Below are 20,294 nucleotides of genomic sequence, written 5' to 3' on the forward strand. Positions count from 1 at the left end.
CCGCCTGAACGCGGCGTAAAACCGGCACGGGCCGCGTGCTACCATCGCCGCATGGCCAATTCTTCCCCAATTCGGTACGACGCCATCGTGGTCGGCAGCGGCCCCGGCGGCGCCAGCGTGGCGCGCGCGATGGCCTTGCGCGGCATGCGCGTGGCGGTGCTGGAACAGGGCAGCGCGGCGCCGCTCGCGGGCACGCTGGGCCAGATGGCCGCCATCGCCGCCGTTCCCGGCAAGGGGGCCTTCGTCCACCGCGACGCGTCGCTGCTGGTGCGCGGGCTGGTGGCGGGCGGCAGCTCGGCCATCAATTTCGCCACGGCCGCGCCGCCGCCCGCCGCCATGTTCGCCGCGCACGGCATCGACCTGGCGCCGCAGCTGGCGGCCTTGCGCGCGGAACTGCCGATGGCGCCGCTGCCCGACCAGCTGGTGGGCCCCATGGCTGCACGCATCATGCAGGCGGCGCGCTCGCTGGGCCTGGACTGGCACAAGCTCGACAAGATGATACGGCCGCAGATCTGCCGCAGCGGCTGCTGGCGTTGCGTCTACGGCTGTCCCTACGGCGCCAAGTGGACGGCGCGCGATTTCCTCGACGAGGCCTGCGCCCATGGCGCCGTGCTGGCCGCCGGTACGCGCGTGACGCGCGTGCTGCTGCACGACGGGCGCGCGGCCGGCGTGGAAGCGGTGGTGGACGGCGACCTGCGCACCGTGCTGGCCGATACGGTGGTGCTGGCGGGCGGCGGCATCGGCAGTCCGCGCCTGCTGCACAGCTCCGGCCTGGCGCCGCGCAGCGCGGCGTTCTTCAGCGACCCGGTGGTGGCCGTGATGGGCAGCGTGGACGACCTGCACGCGCCGGACGCGGGCGCCGAAGTGCCGATGGCGGCCGGCATGCATCTGCACCAGGACGGCATTGCGCTGGCCGACCTGACACTACCCAAGCCCATGTACCAGGCGTTTGCCATGCAGGTGGGCCGCTTCGGCCGCGTGGCCGCGCACGCGCGCACGCTGAGCATCATGGTGAAGATACGCGACGAGATCGGCGGCAGCGTGGGTCCGCATTGGGTGGACAAGCGCTTGCAGCCGGCCGACCGCAAGAAGCTGAAACAGGGCGAGGAACTGGCGCGCAGCATCCTGGCGGCAGCGGGCGCGAAGCATGTGTTCCGCAGCTGGCATTTCGCCGCGCATCCGGGCGGCAGCGTGCGCATCGGCGAGGGCGTGGACAGCGATCTGCGGACGGCCACGCCCGGCTTGTACGTGTGCGACGCGTCGGTGATACCGGGGCCGTGGGGCTTGCCGCCCACGCTCACGCTGCTGTGCCTGGGCCAGCGCCTGGGCGAGCATATTGCGGGCGGCGCGGCGGCGGCGGCAAACCAGCGCCAGCCAGGCATGCGGATGCTGATTGCCGCGTCCGGGCCGGCGGACGATGCAAGCAGTAGCGTCGCCGTCGCCGGCAGCGTCAGTAGTGCGGGGGACGCTCGTTGACGGGGCCCTGCCCGCCTTGCGGGTTGTCGCGCACGTGCTGCGCCAGCGCGTGCAGCATCTGCTCCAGCTTGTCGATCTGCTTCTGCTGCTCGTAGATGCGCTGGTTCAGCGATTCCACCATGTCTTCCTGGTGGGCGATCTTGATTTCGATGTCTACGAAACGGTTGTCGGTGTCTTCTGTGCTCACTGCGTGCTCCCTGCCGTAAAGCCGTATTGTACCGGCGGCAGCAGCGCCACATCCGGCAAGTCCGCCGCCACCTGCGCCACCGTGGCGTGGCGCTGCAAGGCATCCACCACCACCGGCAGCGGTTCGGCCCAGATTTCCGGCAGGTCGCGCTCGTCCGGCGCCAGCACCGGGAAGGCCAGCTGCTCGCGCGGCGGCGTGAACTGCGCGTCCACCCCGGGCTTGTTGCCGCGCGCGTCGATGCGATACCAGCCGTGGCCGTCGAGATAGACCGCGTTCAGCCCGTGCAGGCAGAACGGCGGGCCCTCCGTGCCCACCGCCAGGCGCTGGTAGCACAGGCCGGCCGGAATGCCGTTGGCGCGCAGCAGCGCGGCCAGCAGATGGCTCTTGGCGTAGCAGTAGCCGGTGCCGTGGCGCAGCACGTCGGACGCGCGGCAGGTGACCGGGTCCATGCGATAGTCCCAGCTGTGCTTGATCTGGTCGCGCACAAACTCGAAGCAGCGGCGCGCGACCTCGGCCTGCGTGGCGCAGCCTGCGGCCAGCTCGGCCGCCTTGCCGGCCACGTCCGGATGGCCGCCGTCGATCCAGTCGCTGAAGGCGAGATAGCGCTCAGCTGCCATTGGGATTGGGCACCGCCTTCGGCGTGGCCAGCAGTTCTTTCATGCGCGCCAGGCGTTCGCGCGGGCTGATGATTTCGGATTCCTTCGGCACGGCGTCGCCCACGTCCAGCTGCATCTCCTTGATGAAGCGCGACTGGTCGCAATGCACCTGCTCGCCGGCGCGCTTGCGCTTCTTGCACCAGGTGATCTGCAGGGTGCGCTTGGCGCGCGTGATGCCGACGTACATCAGGCGCCGTTCTTCCTCGATGCGCTGCGCCAGCGTTTCCACCGGCGCGTCCGGGTCGCCCTTGTGCGGCAGGATGCCTTCCTCGCAGCCGACCAGGAACACGTGCGGATATTCCAGCCCCTTGGACGCGTGCAGGGTGGACATGCGGATCGCGTCCGGCTCTTCGTCCTTGCCCTCCAGCATGGTCATCAGGGCCACCATCTGGGTCAGCTCCAGCACGTTCTTTTCCTCGCCGCTGCGGTCCTTGCCGCCGCGTCCGCGGTCCTTCAGCCAGTTGACGAATTCCATCACGTTCTGGAACTTGCTCTGCGCGGCGCGCTCTTCAAAACTGTCGTACAGGTAGGACTCGTAATGAATGGCTTCCATCATGTCGTCCAGCACCTGGGCCGCGTTGTCGCCGGAACCGGCCGCGCCGGGCCGGCTGGCGCGCGCTTCCAGGTTGTTGATGAAGTTGCAGAACTCGCGCAGCGGCAGCAGCTGGCGGTCCGGCAGCTTGGCTTCGATGCCGCCCTTGAACACGGCTTCGAACAGCGAGCACTGCCACTGGCCCGAAAAGGCGCCCAGCACTTCCAGCGTCGACTGGCCGATGCCCCGGCGCGGCGTGGTAACGGCGCGGATGAAGGCCGGGTCGTCGTCCTGGTTGGCCAGCAGGCGCAGGTAGGCGATGATGTCCTTGATCTCGGCCTTGTCAAAGAAACTCTGGCCGCCGGAAATGGTGTACGGAATACGCTGGTTGCGCAGCGCCTGCTCGATGATGCGGGCCTGGTGGTTGCCCCGGTACAGGATGGCGTAATCGGTCCACTGGTTCTTGCGCTCGAAGTGGTCGGCCGAGATCATGATGGCCACCTGCTCGGCCTCCTGCTCGTCGTTCGGCATCGAGTGCACCTTGATCGGTTCGCCCAGGCCGTGCTCGGACCACAGCGACTTCTCGAACAGCTTGGGGTTGTTGCCGATCACCGCGTTGGCCGCCTGCAGGATGCGCGTGGTGGAGCGGTAATTCTGCTCCAGCTTGATCAGCTTCAGGTCCGGGAAGTCCACCTTCAGGTTGGCCAGGTTTTCCACCGTGGCGCCGCGCCATGCGTAGATGGCCTGGTCGTCGTCGCCCACGGCGGTAAACATCGGCTTTTTGCCGATGCCGGTGACCATCAGCTTGACCAGTTCGTACTGGCAGGTGTTGGTGTCCTGGTATTCGTCCACCAGCAGGTAGCGCAGGCGGCGCTGCCATTTGTCGCGCACCGCGCCGTTGTCGCGGAACAGTTCCACCGGCAGGCGGATCAGGTCGTCGAAATCGACCGCCTGGTAGGCCGCCAGCGTGGACACATAGCTGGCGTAGATGCGGGCCGACTGGGCTTCGTCCTCGTCCTTGGCGTTGCGCAGCGCCTCGGCCGGCTCCACCAGGCCGTTTTTCCACAGCGAAATATCATTCTGGATGCCGCGGATGATCTGCTTGTCGGTGGTGATGGCCAGGTCTTGCACCAGCGAATAGCAGTCGTCGCTGTCCATGATGGAAAAGCGGTCCTTCAAGCCCAGGTGGTTCGCTTCCTGGCGCAGGATTTTCACGCCCAGCGAGTGGAAGGTGGATACTGTGAGCAGCTTGGCCTGGCGCGGCTGCTTGAGCAGCTTGCCGACCCGCTCCTGCATCTCCAGCGCGGCCTTGTTGGTGAAGGTCAGCGCGGCAATGGTGCGCGGATCGTAGCCCCGGTCCTCGATCAGATGGGTGATTTTCTGCGTGATGACGCGGGTTTTTCCCGAGCCCGCGCCGGCCAGCACCAGGCAGGGGCCGTCCAGGTAGAGCACGGCTTCGCTTTGCGGAGCATTGAGACCGAACTGTGGTGCGTTAGACATGATTTCCAGGCGGGAGGGGCGAAACAAGCCGGTTATTGTAGCAGCGCAAGCATTGATAAATCAGGCTCGGGCAGAATATAGTGTTATTGGATCTCACCACATTAGGCAGCATCATGAAATTTGAACACCTCATCGAAATCAACGATCCGCTGAACCCGCTGATCGACGAACTCAGCCACGAACAGCTGTGGCGCGGCCTGGTACTGCGCGCCGAATCGCCCAAGCTGTTCGTGCCACACCTGGATGAGTGCCAGATCGCCGACCGCCAGGAAAACAGCTTCAGCCGCAAGCTGCGCTACGGCGAGCTGGTGATTGCGGACAAGGTGCTGCTCGATCCCATGCGCCGGGTGCGCTACGAAGTTGCTCCGCAGCAGGATATCAGCGCCTCCAGCCTGACCATGACCATCGAGACCCCGCAGCCGGGCACCCTGTGGGTACGCTTCGAGTACGACGACGGCCACGACGCGGCCACCGACCAGGCCAACGCCATGTATGACGAGTTCCGCAAATCAGCCTACCAGGAATCGGACATCGACACCATCCGCGTGCTGCGCGACCTGGCCGAGCAGGGACGGCTCGATTCGCTGCTGAATTAAGGGCGCCGGGGCGCCGCCGCCGCCGCAGCCGCCGCTATACCAGCCGCTACTCAGCCGCTACTGAGCCGCTACCGGGCCGCTACTGGGCCGCCGCGCGGCCCCACACCTGTTCCATGAAGAAACGCCAGCCGGTCCGCTCCAGGTCCTCCAGCGCCAGCACTTCGCGGATGGCCGTGGATTCGCTGCGCGTGTCGCGCTGCACCGGCTGCGGCAGCGGCGCACCGGTGGGGCCCAGCAGCGAGGCCACCCACGGCGTGGTGGCATTCAAGCCCTTGCGCGCCACTACGCCCGCTTCGCCGTTCGCCAGCCGCACGCAGGTGCCGACCGGGTAAATGCCCAGTTCCCTTATCAGCACCGCCGGCAGCAGGCCGTCCAGCGTATGGCGCGCCTCCAGCAACAACTCGCGCAGGGCCGCGTTGGGCGTCATGCCCGGGCGGTAGCGGCGCCGCGCCAAGCGGGCACAATAGCGGTCCGCCAGCGCAACCAGCTTGGCCGATTCCGGTACATAGGCGCCCGTTTTGCCACCGGGATAACCGCTACCGTCCTCATTCTCGTGGTGCGCCAGCACGCACGCGAGCCAGCCCGCGTGCTCGATGCCGGCCTGGCGCAGCAGCAGCACGCCCGTCTGCGGATGGGACCGCAGCATGCGGCGGTCCGCCTCGCCCAGCGGGCCGGCGAACATCTGCAGCCTGTCGTGCTCGCCCAGCATGCCGACGTTCATGGTCAGCGCGGCCAGCGTCAGGGTGCGGATGTCCTCCTCCGGCTTCTTCATCGCCTGCGCCACCAGCTGCGCCACCACGGCCGTGTCCACACTATGGCGCACCGAGTAGGGCACGCCGGAACGGCTGTGCAGTATGCTGGCCACCGCGACGTCCGCACTCAGGCGCACGGCGGAATCGACCAGGGAGGCAATGTCCTCCAGCATGCGCTGGGCATTTCCGAAGGGCACGCCGGCGGCAATCTGCTGCAACACGTGCTGCAGCTCCAGCTGCGCCCCGTTGAGCAGGCGCAGCACCGACTGCGGCGCGCGCGACTGCGGCAGCGCCTGGCTCCAGTCCTCGACCACGCCGCGCTCGGCCAGGCTGTCGAGCTCCTTGCGGTTGGCGACCAGCTGCCCTTGGCGCGCCAGCAGGCCGCCGCCGTCCCCGTACACATCCCAGGGCAGCAGCTGGCCGACTTGCAGTTCGCCAGGGCTGATCTTACGAATCTTCACTTCTGGTCTCCGCCTGCTATGGACTACATGGCGCGCATTCTACATTGTTGCCCTACATCAAGTGCAATACGTAAGATCACGTGCCCGGTGTGCAATCCGGGCAGGGCGCCGGCGGCGGCGGCTCCTTCGCCAGCTGCTGGGCCAGGTCACGCAGGGCGGTGCGCACGCCCTCCTCCACCACCGGATGGTAAAAAGGCATATCCAGCATGGCGTCCACGGTCAGCTTCGCCTGGCAGGCCCAGGCCAGCAGGTGGCCGATGTGCTCGGCGCGCGGGCCTATCATCTCGGCACCGAGGAAGCGGCCGGTCCCGAACTCGCCGTAGACCCGCAGCATGCCATGGTTCTGCAGCATCACGCGGCTGCGGCCCTGGTTGCTGAACGACACCATGCCGACCGCGAAGCGGCCGCTATGGCTGGCGCACAAGGAATGGTAATCGTGGCCCAGGGTGGCGATCTGCGGCTCGCAGAAGGCCACCGCCAGCGGCGTGCGGCGCAGGCCGGGCTGCACGGCGGGGAAGCGGGCGGCGTTGGCGCCGGCGATCTTGCCCTGGTCGGCCGCCTCGCCCAGCAGCGGCAATTCGTCGTCCGCGTCGCCGGCAATGAAGATGGCGCTGCTGCCGCACTGCATGGTGAGGCGGTTGTACAAGGGAATGCCGCGCCGGTCCAGGGCGATCTGCGCCAGCTCCAGGTTCAGCGCATGCACATTGGGCTTGCGGCCGATGGCCGAGAGCACGTACTGGTAGCGCTCCTGGCGCTGCTGGCCGGCGGCATCGCGGCTGGTGAGCACCAGCTCCTCGCCGTCGCGCTCAAGCCCCGCCACCTGGGTCTGGAAACGGATATCCAGCTCGGCTCCCAGCACCTTGGCGGCCTCGGCCAGTACCAGCGGGTCGCCCAGCTGCGCCACGCTGCCGCCGCGGGCGTAGATGGCCACGCGCACGCCCAGCCGGTGCAGCGCCTGGCCCAGCTCCAGGCCAATCACGCCGGTGCCCACCACGGCCACGGACTGGGGCAGATCGGTCCAGTCGAACACGGCGTCGCTGGTGATGACGCGCTCGCCGGCCCGCTGCCACTCCAGCGGCACCATGGGGCTGGAGCCGGTGGCGATCACGATGCGCTCGGCCTGTACCAGGGTGTGCTCATCCACCTGCAGTTCGCGCGGGCCGGTGAAGCGGGCATGGCCGCGCAGCTTGTCTTCCTCGGGAATGTGCTCCATGCCCTCCAGCACGAAGCCGACAAAGCGGTCGCGCTCGCTGCGCACGCGCGCCATGACGGCCTGGCCGTCGATGCGGATCTGGCCCGGATGCACGCCGAAGGCCGGCGCGGCGGCCAGCGCGTGGGCGGCCTCGGCAGCGGCAATCAGCAGCTTGCTGGGCATGCAGCCGACCCGGGCGCAGGTGGTGCCGTAGGGACCGCTCTCGATCAGCAGTGCCCGCTTGCCGCCGGCGCGCGCGGCGCGGTAGGCCGTCAGCCCGGCGCTGCCGGCGCCTATGATGGCCACATCGGTTCGTAACGTCTTCATGCACACTCCTTGCGATTTTTTTTTGTTCAGAAATACTACTCTGTTGCGAAATATTAAGCATGAATCCCGGAAACGCATTAGTATTGCTTATCGATTTGTATATTTATAAGCGTTCCTTATGGCAAACCTGGACTACAAGGCGCTGGCGGTGCTGGACGCCGTCGCCAGCCACGGCAGCTTTGAAAAGGCTGCCGGCGCGCTCGGCATCAGCCAGTCGGCCGTCTCCCAGCGCATCAAGGCGCTGGAAGACAGCAGCGGCCGATTGCTGATCGTGCGCGGCGTGCCCTGCGTGCCCACGGGGCTGGGCCAGCGCCTGATTTCGCACCACCGCAACGTGCGGCTGATGGAAGCATCGCTGGACATCGACCTGGGCAACCGGGTCAGCATGCCGGAAATTTCCATTGCGGTGGACGCCGCCAGCCTCGCCACGTGGTTCCCGCTCGCCCTGCCGCCCCTGCTGGCGCCGCCGCGCTGCCAGCTGGACGTGCAGCAGGCCGGGCGCGAGCAGGCGCTGCACATGGTGCAGGAAGGCAGCGTATTCGGCGCCGTGGCCGCGCGCACGGAAGAGGGCGGCGCGGCGCCGCTGAACGGCCCGGCCACGACGCCGCTGGGCACGATGCGCTACCTGTGCGTGGCCACGCCGGCGTTCGCGGGCCGCTGGTTCGGCGACGGCTTCTCGGCCGAGGCGGTGCAACTGGCGCCGGCGGTGGTGAGCGAGCGGGCGGCCATGGCGCGCTTCCTGGCCGGCGCGCTGGGCGAGCAAGGCAGCTTCCCGCACCATACGCTGCCGGTCTCGCCGGCGCAATACGAGTGCATCTACGGCGGCCTCGCCTACGGCCTGCTGCCGCAGCTGCACGTGGCCGGCGCCATCGACAGCGAGCGCTTGGTCGACCTCGCCCCCGGCCAGGTGCTCGACGTCGCGCTCGACTGGCACGCCTGGAACCTCGACACGCCGTTCACGCGCGCCCTGTCCGAGCAAATCATCACCAGCGCCCGCCGCTACCTCCTACAACCCTAGTCCTCCCCCTACAGGCGGCCTGAGCCGCATCGCCCCCACTTCGGGGTCAGACCCCGAAGTGGGCCAAAATGCGGCTCAGGCTGCTTTGTGCCCCTTCATGCCCAGCATCTCCGGGCAAACCATTCACCCCCATCGCGACTGACGCCTACAACTTTAAACCTTTCCCTACAAGCGGCCTGAGCCGCATTTCCCCTACTTCGGGGTCAGACCCCGAAGTAGGGGAAATGCGGCTCAGGCCGTGTTAAATGTCGAGGGGGTCGACTTCGAGCGACCATTTGACGCGGGTTTTCAGGCTGCGCAGGGTGTCCATCCATTCTTTCAGGAACACTTGCAGATTGGGCCGCGAGGGGGACTCGACCAGCAGCTGGGCGCGGTCCACGTTGTGGATGCGCGTCATGGTCATGGGAATGGGGTCGTTGATCGTGATGCCCGGGTGCAGCACGCAGTCGCGCGCGATTTCCAGGAATTCAATGGCCGTGGCCAGCTCGGGCGCTTCGGCGCGCAGCAGGGCCTGGAACAGATAGGGCGGGAGCCCGGCCTGCTTGCGCTCGTCCAGCAGCGCCGACGCGAAATGGTCGTAGTCGTGATTGACCACAGCCGAGTACAGCGGGTGCTGCGTGTAGCGGGTCTGGATCAGCACTTCGGCCGCGCTGCCGCCTTCGGTCTGCGCGGCCCGCCCGGCCCGGCCCGCCACCTGCATCAGCTGCGCGAACAGGCGCTCGCTGGCGCGGTAGTCCTGCGAGAACAGCGCCGTGTCCGGGTTCATGATGCCGACCAGCGTCAGTTTCTTGAAGTCGTGCCCCTTGGCCACCATTTGCGTGCCGATCAGGATGTCCACCTCGCCCCGGTGCACGGTGTCGAACGCTTCCTGCGCGCTGCCCTTCTTGCGCGTGCTGTCGGCGTCGATGCGCAGGATGCGCGCTTCCGGGAACAGCGCCTGCAGGCCTTCCTCCACGCGCTGGGTGCCGCGCCCCACCGGCTGCAGGTCGACGTTGCCGCAGGTCGGGCAGTGGTGTGGGATGCGCATTTCCAGACTGCAATGGTGGCAGCGCAGCCGGTGCTCGGGCTTGTGCAGCACCATGAAGGACGTGCAGCGCGTGCAGTCGCTGATCCAGCCGCACGATTCGCAGCAGATCACGGGCGCATAGCCGCGCCGGTTCAGGAACAGCAGCGACTGCTCGCCGCGCTCCATGCGCAGCTTCAGGGCCGCCACCAGGGCGCCGGTGAGGCCGTCGCGCGGCTTGTCGCGCTCCATGTCGACCAGCTTGACCGCCGGCAGCACGGCGGCCTTCACGGCCCGCTCGCGCAGTTCCAGCAGCTTGTAGCGCCCGCCCTGCGCGTGGTGCCAGCTTTCCAGCGAGGGCGTGGCCGAGCCGAGCACGATGGGAATCTTCAGCTGCCAGGCGCGCCATACGGCCAGGTCGCGCGCGGAGTAGCGCAGGCCTTCCTGCTGCTTGTAGGACGGGTCGTGCTCTTCGTCGATGACGATCAGCTTCAGCTGCGGCAGGGACGACAATATGGCCAGCCGCGTGCCCAGCACAATGCGGGCCTGGCCCTGGTGCGCAGCCAGCCAGTGCAGCATGCGCTCGCCTTCGGACAGGCTGCTGTGCAGCGTGGCCAGCATCACGCCGGGGAAGCGCGCGCGGATATTGCCTTCCAGCTGGGGCGTGAGGTTGATCTCGGGCACCATGATGAGGATCTGCCCTTGCGGCTCGCGCGCCAGCACCTGGGCGCAGGCTTGCAGGTAGACCTCGGTCTTGCCGCTGCCGGTGACGCCGTACAGCAGCGCCGGCTGGTAGCCCTGCGCGCTGCCGATGTAGTCGGCCGCCGTTTGCTGCTCGGGGTTGAGCTGGGGCATGTTCAGCGGCGTATGGTCGTGGCTGTCTTCCAGCTTGGCCAGCTTCTTGATGGCGCGGTCCAGCGCGACCGTGGTGAGCACGCGCAGGTTTTTCGGCAGGCCCGGCAGGGCCACTTCGCCCAGCGGGCGCTGGTAATAGTCGGCCGCAAAGCCGGCCAGCGCCAGCCATTGCGCGGACAGCGGCGCCAACTGGTGGCGCACGGCCAGCGCGTCCTTGAGCTTTTCCGCCGGCACGTCGCTGTGCTCGGCCAGGCCGACGATCAGGCCCATCACCTCGCGCCGCGCGAACGGCACCAGCGCCAGCTGGCCAATCCGGGGGCGATCGCCCTCCTCGCCGCTCCAGCGGTAGTCGAAGACAGCGTTCAACGGGGTGTCGAGCGCGATTTTCAGTATGCACTGCGCCATCTGGTCCTAACTTGGTCAACAGCAGCCCGGATCTGCTCGCATTTTCGGGCTGCGGAATCTGTCCACTTGTTTGTGGATAACTTTGTGAACAACGGATACTTAATTTCAGGAAACCGATAACTGCTGTGGGAAATTCACGTAACCGGCAAAAAAATCGTTCTTTTTTATTCCTTAAAATCAATGACTTGCAGATACCCTGCCCGAGAGCCGCAAAACCATACCACTTTTCCGCTCGCTGTGCATAAGTGAAGTATTTAGGGCCAACTTTTTTGCTGAAATCAAGTACTTTTTGCGGGCCAGGTCAGGCGCCAGGAGCTTGTGCGGTACAGCATGCAAGCCGCCCTGGCAGCCCGGCGCATTCTACACATTCTGACAAGCCTGACTTTGTGGAAACGCAATGCATTTGTCATAAGAAAATCCAGACAAAATATCGTGCGGCGCAACATTTTCGGCTCCGAAATCTTAGCAAGTTGACTAAGTCCCGGTTTACTAAGTACTTTTCGTTTTTATCCACAGTTTTTGTGGATAACTTTGTGGAGAATGCGCCAACAAGACCACTTTTGCCTTGGGATAAAGTTTACTTTGCCTTGCCACCCTCCAGGGGAACTCTAAAATTAAGTCTTTTTAATCAGGCACTTGGCGCGCGGTCGCCGCCGACCAAAAACAGGCTGCCTGTTATTTCCGCAGCAAAAAAAATTGTGCATAAGTCGCACAGCTTTAGCGCGTGCAGGCATGAAAAAAGGGCGCGCTCCGCAGGAAACGCGCCCTTTGTCGTGCAACTACATCAGGCGCTGCGCAGCGTGCGGCTATGCGCATGAACAGCATCAACCATGGCCGCCACCGACTCCGGCGGCGTGAACTGCGAGATGCCGTGACCCAGGTTGAACACGTGGCCGGTATCGTGCTTGCCGTATGCGTTGAGCACCTTCACCACTTCGGCGCGGATCTGTTCCGGGCTGGCGAACAGGATGGCCGGGTCCAGGTTGCCCTGCAACGCTACCTTGTCGCCCACCAGGGCGCGGATCTTGCTCAGGTTGGCAGTCCAGTCCAGGCCGATCGCATCGGCGCCGATGGCGGCGATTTCCTCGGCCCAGTGGCCGCCGCCCTTGGTGAACACGATGGCGGGGATTTTCACGCCGTCCTTTTCACGTTTCAGCAGCGAGACGACTTTCTGCATGTATTGCAGCGAGAATTCCTGGAAGGCGCCGTCGGCCAGCGCGCCGCCCCAGGAGTCGAACACCATCACGGCTTGCGCGCCGGCGTCGATCTGGGCGTTCAGGTAGTCGGCCACGGACTGCGCGTTGATGCTCAGGATGCGGTGCATCAGGTCGGGACGGCCGTACAGCATCTTCTTAATGGTGTGGAACTCGCGCGAGCCCTGGCCCTCCACCATGTAGCAGGCCAGCGTCCACGGGCTGCCGGAGAAGCCGATCAGGGGCACACGGCCGTTCAGTTCGGTGCGGATCTGGGTGACGGCCTTGAACACATAGTCCAGCGTACCGGCTTCCGGGGCGCGCAGGGCCAGCACGTCTGCTTCGGTTTTCAAGGGGCGCTCGAATTTGGGGCCTTCGTTTTCCACGAAATGCAGGCCCAGGCCCATGGCGTCCGGCACGGTCAGGATATCGGAGAACAGGATGGCCGCGTCCAGCGGGTAGCGCTCGATAGGCTGCAGCGTGACCTCGGTGGCCAGGTCGGGATTGGTGGCCAGGCCCATGAAGGAACCGCCCTTGGCGCGCGTGGCGCGGTATTCCGGCAGATAACGGCCGGCCTGGCGCATCAGCCACACGGGGGTGTACTCGGTCGGCTGGCGCAGCAGCGCGCGCAGGAAGGTGTCGTTCTTCAGTGGGGCAAATTGTGGCATGGAATGCAATCAAAAAGCGAAGGAAAGGGGCTATTATCGCATCCCGCGCCGGCTTTTTTACGCATCGCCGTACGGCTGTCTGTATCATTCGGAAGATATTCACGGAGCAAAGCTATGTCCACCACGCCGCAGTCCCCTGCCAGCCTGGCGCCGTTCGGCGCATGGGCCTCCCCGATCAGTGCCGCCCTGGTGGCGGCGGGCGCCACGCCGCTGTCCGCGCTGGCCCTGGGCGCGGACGGCGATATCTACTGGCTGGCGGGCCGCGCCAGCGAGGCCGGCCGCCAGACATTGCAGCGCCGCCGCGGCGCGCGCACGGACGAGATCACCCCGCTGCCGCTGAACGTGCGCACCCGCGTACACGAATACGGCGGCGGCGCCTACGCGGTGCAAGGCGATACCGTCTATTTTTCGCACTTCGCCGACAACCGGCTGTATAGCCGCAGCGGCGGCGCCGAAGCGGCGCCATTCACCGCGCCTGGCCGCCAGCGCTACGCCGATTTCGTGGTGGACGCGGGACGCCAGCGCCTGATCGCGGTGCGCGAACTGCACCCGGAGGATCCGCAGTCGCCGGGTGTGCCGGGTGTGCCGCACCGCCAGCCCGAGAATGCGCTGTGCGCCGTCGGCCTGCCGGGCAGCGCGGCGCCGGGCGCCGAGACCGTGCTGGCCTCGGGCCATGACTTCTATTCCTCGCCGCGCCTGTCGCCGGACGGCCGCATGCTGGCCTGGCTGACCTGGGACCATCCGCGCATGCCGTGGCAAGGCACCGAGCTGTGGCTGGCCGCCGTGCGTGATGACGGCACCCTGGGCACGCCGCTGTGCGTGGCCGGCGGTACGGACGAATCGGTGTGCCAGCCCGAGTGGGCGCCGGACGGCCGCCTGTATTTCGTGTCCGACCGCACGGGCTGGTGGAATATCTACCGCCACGGCGACGGCCCGCCCGAAGCCATTTATGTGCTCGACGCCGAATTCGCCTCCCCCCACTGGACCTTCGGCAATGCGATGTACGGCTTCACCAGTGCCGAGGAAATCGTCTGCACCTACATCGACAAGGGCGTCAGCCGCCTGGTACGGTTCGACATCGAAACGGGCATGCCGGTTCCCATCGCCACGCCATACGAAGAAATCCGCGAGCTGCGCGTGGCGCCCGGCTTCCTGGCACTGCTGGGCGGCAGCCCCACCATCCCGCTGGAGCTGGCGCGCATCGACCTGGCCAGCGGCGAGCTGGAGGTGCTGGCCCATTCCATCGCCGGCACGCCGGACCTGGGCTATCTGTCCGTCCCGCAGAGCATCAGCTACCCCAGTGCCGGCGGCCGCACGGCGCACGCTTTCTTCTACCGGCCCGCTAACAAGGACGTGCAGGCGCCGGCGGGCAGCAAGCCGCCGGTGATCGTCATCAGCCACGGCGGTCCCACCAGCATGACCGTCAACACGCTCAAGCTGGCCACGCAGTTCTGGACCAGCCGAGGCTTCGGCGTGCTGGACGTGAACTACGGCGGCAGCACCGGTTTCGGCCGCGCCTACCGCGACGCGCTCAAGGGCCAATGGGGCGTGGTCGACGTGGAGGACTGCATCGCCGGCGCGCAATACCTGGTCCGGCACGGCATGGCGGACGGCGAGCGCCTGATCATCCGCGGCGGCAGCGCCGGCGGCCTGACGACCTTGTGCGCCCTCACCTTCCATGACGTGTTCAAGCTGGGCGCCAGCTACTACGGCGTGTCCGACCTGAAGGGCCTGGACCAGGACTCGCACAAGTTCGAATCGCACTACAACGAGTACCTGATCGCCCCGGCGCCGCTGGCCGAGGCGCTGTACCAGGCGCGCTCGCCCATCAACCACACCGACCGCCTGGCGCGTCCCATGATCTTCTTCCAGGGCATGGACGACAAGGTGGTGCCGCCGCAGCAATCGGAAGCCATGGTGGCGGCGCTGAAGCAGCGCGGCGTGCCGGTGGCCTATGTGCCCCTGGAAGGCGAAGGGCACGGCTTCCGCAAGGCCGAGAACATCATCCGCACGCTGGAGGCGGAGCTGTACTTCTACCAGCGCATGTTCGGCCTGCCGACGGCGGCGGCGCAAGCCGCGGTCGAGATCCACAACCTGTAAAAGCACGATGACGGACCAGCAACTGCTCGCGGAATTCGACGCCCTCAGCCTCGACGAGAAAATGATACTGGCGCTGCTCGCGCTGATCGGCGACGCCACCGGCCGCACGGCCATCCTGGACTTGATGAACAAGGCCGGCGTGCGCGACGCGCGCGGCTTCATGTTCAATGTGGACACCCTGGACGAGCCGCTGCGCAAGCTGGAACGCCTGGCCTTTGTCACCGTGGTCACGGCGCGCGGCTACCTGTGCAACGCCAAGCTGCGCTGGCCGGCCATCCGCGCCGCCATCGGCGCCCACATGCTGGGCGACTTGTGCGGCGCCTACGAAACGCTGAATCCCATGCGCCAGGGCTGGAACGGCGCGCTGGAAGCGCGCAGCTACCGCCAGGCCGTGGCGCGCCTGCGCATGGCGCTGCTGCGCGGCCAGGCGCCGCAGCAGGTGCTGCCGCTGCTGCAGGCCTGCATGGTGTGCTACGAGGCGGCGCAGTTGCATCCGGTGGTGGACATCTTCACCAAGCCGCTGGAAGCGGGCATGCTGATCCTGGTGCACCCGCTGCTGGTGGACGACGTGTTCACGCTGCTGCTGCAGCACTGCCAGCGCGATCCCTCGCTGGCGCCCACCGTGCGCGGCCTCACCGCGCGCCACGTGCAGCGCCGCCTGGCCAAGAACGAATACATCACCGAGGCCTTCCACATGGCGCTGGCGGAGGATGCCATCCTGTGCGGCGACATGAAGCAGGCCGTGGTCTACCTGGAGGGCCTGGACGGCGCGCTGCCGCAGTTCCTGCTCAGCGTGGTGCTGCTGCTGCGCGGGGACCTGGACAAGTCGTTGCAAGGCTTCGAGGCCGCGCTGAAAGCGCTGCGGCGCGAATCGGGCAAGCGCAAACTGCTGTTCCAGGGCATGGGCGGCCACCTGTACGTGCTGGCCCTGCTGCGCAGCGCCGATCCGAAAATGCAGAAGGCAGCCGAGAGCTACCTGGAGCTGGCCATCCATGCGCAGGCCAATCCGGACAGCGCGGTGTACACGCAACTGAGCATGCTGCGCCAGATCCGCGCCGGCACCATGCAGACCGACGTGGTGCTCTCACGCAGCTGGGAGCCGGCGATGCAGCCGCAGATGTTCCAGGCCTTGCTGTGGTTCTGGCTGGCGCTGCCGCAGCTGGAGGGCAAGCGCGAACAGCTGCACGCGCTGGCGCAGCAGGCCGAGACGCTGGGCTACAAATTCATCGCCGCGCAGGTGGCCAGCCTGCTGGGCCACCACGGTGACGCCGACATGGCCACGCACGCGGCCGCGCTGCGCGAACGCGGCGGCTTTGTGGACATGAGCAACTGGTTCGAGCGCCAGGAAGCCTGGCAGCGCCAGCTCTCCGCGCTGATCAACCTGCAGCAGGGCGCCACCGAAACGGCCAGCGGCGAGGCGCGCCTGGTGTGGATGATCACCTTCGATCCGCGCCACGGCATCACCGAGATCGAACCGCGCGAGCAGAAGCGCGACGCGAAGGGCGCCTGGGGCAAGGGCCGTCCGCTGGCCTTGAAGCGCTTGCGCGAGGACGCGGCGCAGATGGAGTTTTTGACGCCGCAGGACATCCGCATCAGCAGCACCATCTCTCCTTCGCGCCAGGCCTATTCGTCCGGCCTGCGCTACGACATCGACCACGAGCAGGCCGCGCTCGCGCTGGTGGGCCATCCGCATGCCTATTGGCTGGACGCGCCGGACACGCGCGTGGAACTGCTGGCCGGCACGCCTGAACTGCTGATACGCAAACAGCGCGGCGACCTGCGCCTGACCCTGCAGCCGGCGCTGACCGACATCAACGCCAGCGTGACCGTGGTGCGCGAAACGCCGACGCGCCTGCGCGTGGTGAGCATCGAAGACGAGCACCGGCGCATTGCCGCCATTGTCGGCGACGGCCTGGACGTGCCGGCCAGCGCGGAGGAGCAGGTGCTGCAGGCCATCGGCGCGGTATCGTCGCTGGTGACGGTGCAGTCGGACATCGGCGGCAGCACCGGCAACGCCGAACAGGTGGAAGCGGACGCGCGCCTGCACGTGCACCTGCTGCCCTACCAGCACGGCCTGAAGATGCAGATCATGGTGCGCCCACTGGCGGGCGGCGCCTATTACACGCCGGGCAGCGGTGCCGAGAGCATGAGCGCGGAAGTGGACGGCAAGCCGGTGCAGACGCGCCGCAGCCTGAGCGGCGAACGCGACGCCGAACGGCGCCTGGTCGGCAAGTGCCTGGTGCTGGAACAGGCGGAGCAGGACCACGGCGAATGGCTGCTGGGCCAGCCGGCGCTGTGTTTGCAGCTCTTGTCCGAGCTGCAGGAGCTGCCGCCGGAGTTCGTGGTGGTGGCCTGGCCCGAGGGCGAAAAATTCCGCGTCACCCAGCGCATCGGCGGCAAGCAGTTCCGCCTGAATATCAAGACCGAGAAGGACTGGTTCGCCGCCAGCGGCCAGCTGCAGGTGGACGAGAACCAGGTGATGGACCTGCGCGCGCTGCTGGAGCTGATGCAGGCGAACAAGAGCCGCTTCGTGGAACTGGGCGACAACCAGTACCTGGCGCTGAGCGAGGAGCTGCACCGCCGCCTGCACGAACTGCAGGCCTATGGCGACATCGGCGCGGATGGCATCCACATCCACCCGCTGGCCGCGTTCGCGCTGGAGGACCTGGCGGCGGAGGCGGGCGAAGTTGATGCCGATCCGGCCTGGCGCGACCATTTGAAACGCATGGAGGCCAACACCGCCTTCACGCCGCAGGTGCCGAGTACCCTGCAGGCGGAACTGCGCGACTACCAGCGCGATGGCTACGACTGGCTGGCGCGCCTGGCGCATTGGGGCGTGGGCGCCTGCCTGGCGGACGACATGGGCCTGGGGAAAACGCTGCAGGCGCTGGCGCTGATCCTGTCGCGCGCGCCCCAGGGCCCGGCGCTGGTGGTGGCGCCGACCTCGGTGTGCCTGAACTGGGTGAGCGAGGCGGCGCGCTTCGCGCCCACCCTGAACGTGAAAGTGTTCGGCAGCGGCGACCGGACGGAGATGGTGAACGGCGCGGGCGCCTTCGACCTGGTGGTGTGCAGCTACGGCCTGCTGCAGCAGGAGGCAGAACGCTTCGCCGAGAAGCAGTGGCATACCATCGTGCTGGACGAGGCGCAGGCCATCAAGAACGGCGCCACCAAGCGCTCGCAGGCCGTGATGGCGCTGAAGGGCGACTTCCGCATGGTGGCCACCGGCACGCCGCTGGAGAACCACCTGGGCGAGCTGTGGAACCTGTTCCGCTTCATCAATCCTGGCCTGCTGGGCAGCATCGAGCAATTCAGCCTGCGCTTCGCGGGGCCGATCGAGAAGCAGCAGGACCACCGCGCCGAGGTGGGCGCGCGCAACCGCCTGCGGCGCCTGATCGGGCCCTTCATCCTGCGCCGGACCAAGACCCAGGTGTTGACGGAGCTGCCGCCGCGCACCGAGATCGTGCTGGAGGTGGACCTGTCGCCGGAAGAGACGGCGCTGTACGAATCGCTGCGGCGCGAGGCGCTGGAAAACCTGGCCACGGTGCAAGGCCCGGCCGAGAAGAAATCGATCCAGATCCTGGCCGAGATCATGAAGCTGCGCCGCGCCTGCTGCAATCCCAACCTGGTGGCGCCGGGCCTGAAGCTCCCGAGCAGCAAGCTGGCGGCATTCGCGCACCTGCTGGCGGGCCTGCTGGAGAACCGCCACAAGGTGCTGGTGTTCAGCCAGTTCGTGGACCACCTGACCCTGATCCGCGCGCACCTGGACCGCGAGGGCGTGGCCTACCAGTATCTGGACGGCAGCACGCCGATGGCGGCGCGCAAGCAGCGCGTGGACGCCTTCCAGGCCGGCGAGGGCGATGTGTTCCTGATCAGCCTGAAAGCGGGCGGCATGGGCATCAACCTGACGGCGGCCGACTACGTGATCCACATGGACCCGTGGTGGAATCCGGCCGTGGAAGACCAGGCGTCGGACCGCGCGCACCGCATGGGCCAGCTGCGCCCGGTCACCATCTACCGGCTGGTGGCGCGGCACACCATCGAGGAAGGCATTGTCGACCTGCACCAGCACAAGCGCGACCTGGCGGACAGCCTGCTGGACGGCAGCGATATGGCCGCCCGCATGTCCGCCGGCGAGATGCTGGCCATGCTGCAGGAAGGTCTGCGGCCCTGAACCGGCGCGCGGGGCTTCCTGGCGGCAAGCTGGCGCGGCGCCGTGCGCGCCGGCGCTATGATGGCTCACCGTCTAGAAGGAGGGCATCATGGCCGAAACTTTGTTACGCGTATTCGACAGTTTTGACATCGCCCAGCGTGCGCGCAGCGCGCTGATTGCCGCCGGCATGCCGGAATCGGCGGTGGAGATGCGTCCGCAGGAGGACGACGGCGGCCCGCCGCAGGGCAATTTCGTGGTGGACCTGGAAGAGCAGCCGACGCCCGCGGTGGGCGACCCGAACCGCCAGTCCGCCCAGTCCGAGCTGCGCACGCCGGTGCAGCGCGCGTCCTGCCTGCTGGTAGTGCAGGCGGCCGACGCCGAACAGCATGCACTGGCGTCGCGCGTGCTGGACCAGGTCTACAGCATCGACCATCCGGACCGGCTGGACAGCCGCCAGGGACCGGAGGCGTGAGGGCACGCAAATAGCTGCAATCCGCGCTGATCCGTGCAATCATTCCACTTTCCCTATCGGAACGATTTCATGGAAGAAGACAACGCATCCCGCCCTGCAGGCCACGGCACCTTGCTGTGCGTGAAGTCCTGGACGGCTTACCTGAACACCATTCTGCTGGCGCTGCTGCTGTTCGGCTTTGCGCTGCCGTTCGCGTTCCGCTACAGCGAGCTTGCGGCGGGCGGCGTGATGCTGTTCGCGGTGCTGGTGGTGGGCTATCGCATCCTGGTGCTGCGCAGCGTGCAGCTGTACTACGACGACGTGGGCGTCTGGCTGTATTCGGGCATCCTGCCCTGGTCCAAGGGCGTGCAGGGCGTGAAATGGCGCGACATGGACGAGGCCACCTATGTGCAGTCCTTCTTCAGCTGGCTGTTCCGCTCCTATTCGATCCGCATCGGCCACCGCTACACCAAAGGCAGCGAGATCCTGCTGACGCGCATGGCGAACGGCAAGGACGCAGTCTCCAGGCTGAACGCCCGCCACCAGGAACTGATCCGCAGTAACGCGATCAACTGATGCCTTGCGGCGCCCGGCCGGGCGCGGCGGCGGCTTGCCGGGGGTTGCCGGGGGTTGCCGGTGCCGCCGCGGCAGCCGCATGTAGCCGCATGTAACAGGCTGCGCAAGCGGCCTGAATAGTGATACTCTCCCACGCTGCATCTGTGCGCCGGGCCTGTCAGGCCGGGCGCCCCGCATTACTCTGAGGGCTGAAATT

General features: G+C 67.0%; 14 protein-coding genes. 7 read left to right on the top strand and 7 right to left on the bottom strand.

Translation table 11 applies throughout. The annotated features are described in order from the left end of the window. The first annotated feature begins 51 nt into the window (after positions 1-51). Complete coding sequence (locus tag ASC94_RS20790; RefSeq protein ID WP_082616716.1) at positions 52-1,476, top strand: GMC family oxidoreductase N-terminal domain-containing protein; 1,425 nt, start codon at positions 52-54, stop codon at positions 1,474-1,476. Here the strand turns inward: ASC94_RS20790 and ASC94_RS20795 are convergent. Genes ASC94_RS20795 through ASC94_RS20805 form a run of 3 tightly spaced genes read right to left on the bottom strand, consistent with a single transcriptional unit; the run spans position 1,451 to position 4,351 of the window. Next, positions 1,451-1,663, bottom strand: a complete 213-nt coding sequence (locus ASC94_RS20795; RefSeq protein ID WP_082616717.1) for a SlyX family protein — start codon at positions 1,661-1,663, stop codon at positions 1,451-1,453. The genes ASC94_RS20790 and ASC94_RS20795 overlap by 26 nt on opposite strands. Next, entirely contained in the window at positions 1,660-2,280 is a 621-nt protein-coding gene (locus ASC94_RS20800) for a transglutaminase family protein (protein WP_056399916.1), read from the bottom strand. The genes ASC94_RS20795 and ASC94_RS20800 overlap by 4 nt, the downstream gene beginning before the upstream one ends. After that, positions 2,270-4,351 carry a UvrD-helicase domain-containing protein gene (locus ASC94_RS20805; protein WP_056399919.1) on the bottom strand — a complete coding sequence of 694 codons (2,082 nt, stop codon included), beginning with the start codon at positions 4,349-4,351 and terminating at the stop codon, positions 2,270-2,272. The genes ASC94_RS20800 and ASC94_RS20805 overlap by 11 nt, the downstream gene beginning before the upstream one ends. 113 nt (positions 4,352-4,464) lie before the next feature. On the opposite strand from ASC94_RS20805, the gene ASC94_RS20810 reads away from it, so the two are divergent. Beyond that, complete coding sequence (locus ASC94_RS20810; protein WP_056399930.1) at positions 4,465-4,947, top strand: SRPBCC family protein; 483 nt, start codon at positions 4,465-4,467, stop codon at positions 4,945-4,947. A gap of 79 nt (positions 4,948-5,026) precedes the next feature. Here the strand turns inward: ASC94_RS20810 and ASC94_RS20815 are convergent, their stop codons facing one another. Together ASC94_RS20815 and ASC94_RS20820 are read right to left on the bottom strand one after the other, a co-directional pair. Continuing rightward, positions 5,027-6,160 (bottom strand): HD-GYP domain-containing protein, encoded by a 1,134-nt coding sequence (locus ASC94_RS20815; protein WP_056399932.1) that lies wholly within the window; start codon positions 6,158-6,160, stop codon positions 5,027-5,029. A 76-nt stretch (positions 6,161-6,236) separates the two neighbouring features. Next, positions 6,237-7,679: a dihydrolipoyl dehydrogenase gene (locus tag ASC94_RS20820; protein WP_056399935.1), complete on the bottom strand. Its 1,443-nt coding sequence runs from the start codon at positions 7,677-7,679 to the stop codon at positions 6,237-6,239. 118 nt (positions 7,680-7,797) lie between these two features. Here ASC94_RS20820 and ASC94_RS20825 point away from each other — a divergent pair, with 118 nt between their 5' ends. Continuing rightward, positions 7,798-8,697 (top strand): ArgP/LysG family DNA-binding transcriptional regulator, encoded by a 900-nt coding sequence (locus ASC94_RS20825; RefSeq protein WP_056399936.1) that lies wholly within the window; start codon positions 7,798-7,800, stop codon positions 8,695-8,697. Positions 8,698-8,938: 241 nt separating this feature from the next. Here the strand turns inward: ASC94_RS20825 and ASC94_RS20830 are convergent, their stop codons facing one another. Together ASC94_RS20830 and hemE are read right to left on the bottom strand one after the other, a co-directional pair. Continuing rightward, positions 8,939-10,960 carry a primosomal protein N' gene (locus ASC94_RS20830; protein WP_056399945.1) on the bottom strand — a complete coding sequence of 674 codons (2,022 nt, stop codon included), beginning with the start codon at positions 10,958-10,960 and terminating at the stop codon, positions 8,939-8,941. A 784-nt stretch (positions 10,961-11,744) separates the two neighbouring features. Then, positions 11,745-12,821: a uroporphyrinogen decarboxylase gene (gene hemE / locus ASC94_RS20835; protein WP_056399949.1), complete on the bottom strand. Its 1,077-nt coding sequence runs from the start codon at positions 12,819-12,821 to the stop codon at positions 11,745-11,747. Between the two features lie 114 nt (positions 12,822-12,935). Here hemE and ASC94_RS20840 point away from each other — a divergent pair, with 114 nt between their 5' ends. The 4 genes from ASC94_RS20840 (at position 12,936) to ASC94_RS20855 (ending at position 20,098) form a co-directional block, all read left to right on the top strand. Beyond that, positions 12,936-14,921 (top strand): S9 family peptidase, encoded by a 1,986-nt coding sequence (locus ASC94_RS20840; protein WP_056399952.1) that lies wholly within the window; start codon positions 12,936-12,938, stop codon positions 14,919-14,921. Between the two features lie 7 nt (positions 14,922-14,928). Next, positions 14,929-19,092, top strand: coding sequence for a DEAD/DEAH box helicase (locus ASC94_RS20845; RefSeq protein ID WP_056399955.1), 4,164 nt, complete (start codon positions 14,929-14,931; stop codon positions 19,090-19,092). Between the two features lie 88 nt (positions 19,093-19,180). Next, positions 19,181-19,543 (top strand): hypothetical protein, encoded by a 363-nt coding sequence (locus ASC94_RS20850; protein ID WP_056399958.1) that lies wholly within the window; start codon positions 19,181-19,183, stop codon positions 19,541-19,543. A gap of 69 nt (positions 19,544-19,612) precedes the next feature. Then, positions 19,613-20,098 (top strand): hypothetical protein, encoded by a 486-nt coding sequence (locus ASC94_RS20855; protein ID WP_056399961.1) that lies wholly within the window; start codon positions 19,613-19,615, stop codon positions 20,096-20,098. The last annotated feature ends 196 nt before the right edge of the window (positions 20,099-20,294 follow it).

It is taken from the genome of Massilia sp. Root418, from assembly GCF_001425265.1.
In the GTDB taxonomy this organism is placed as follows: Bacteria; Pseudomonadota; Gammaproteobacteria; order Burkholderiales; family Burkholderiaceae_D; genus Rugamonas.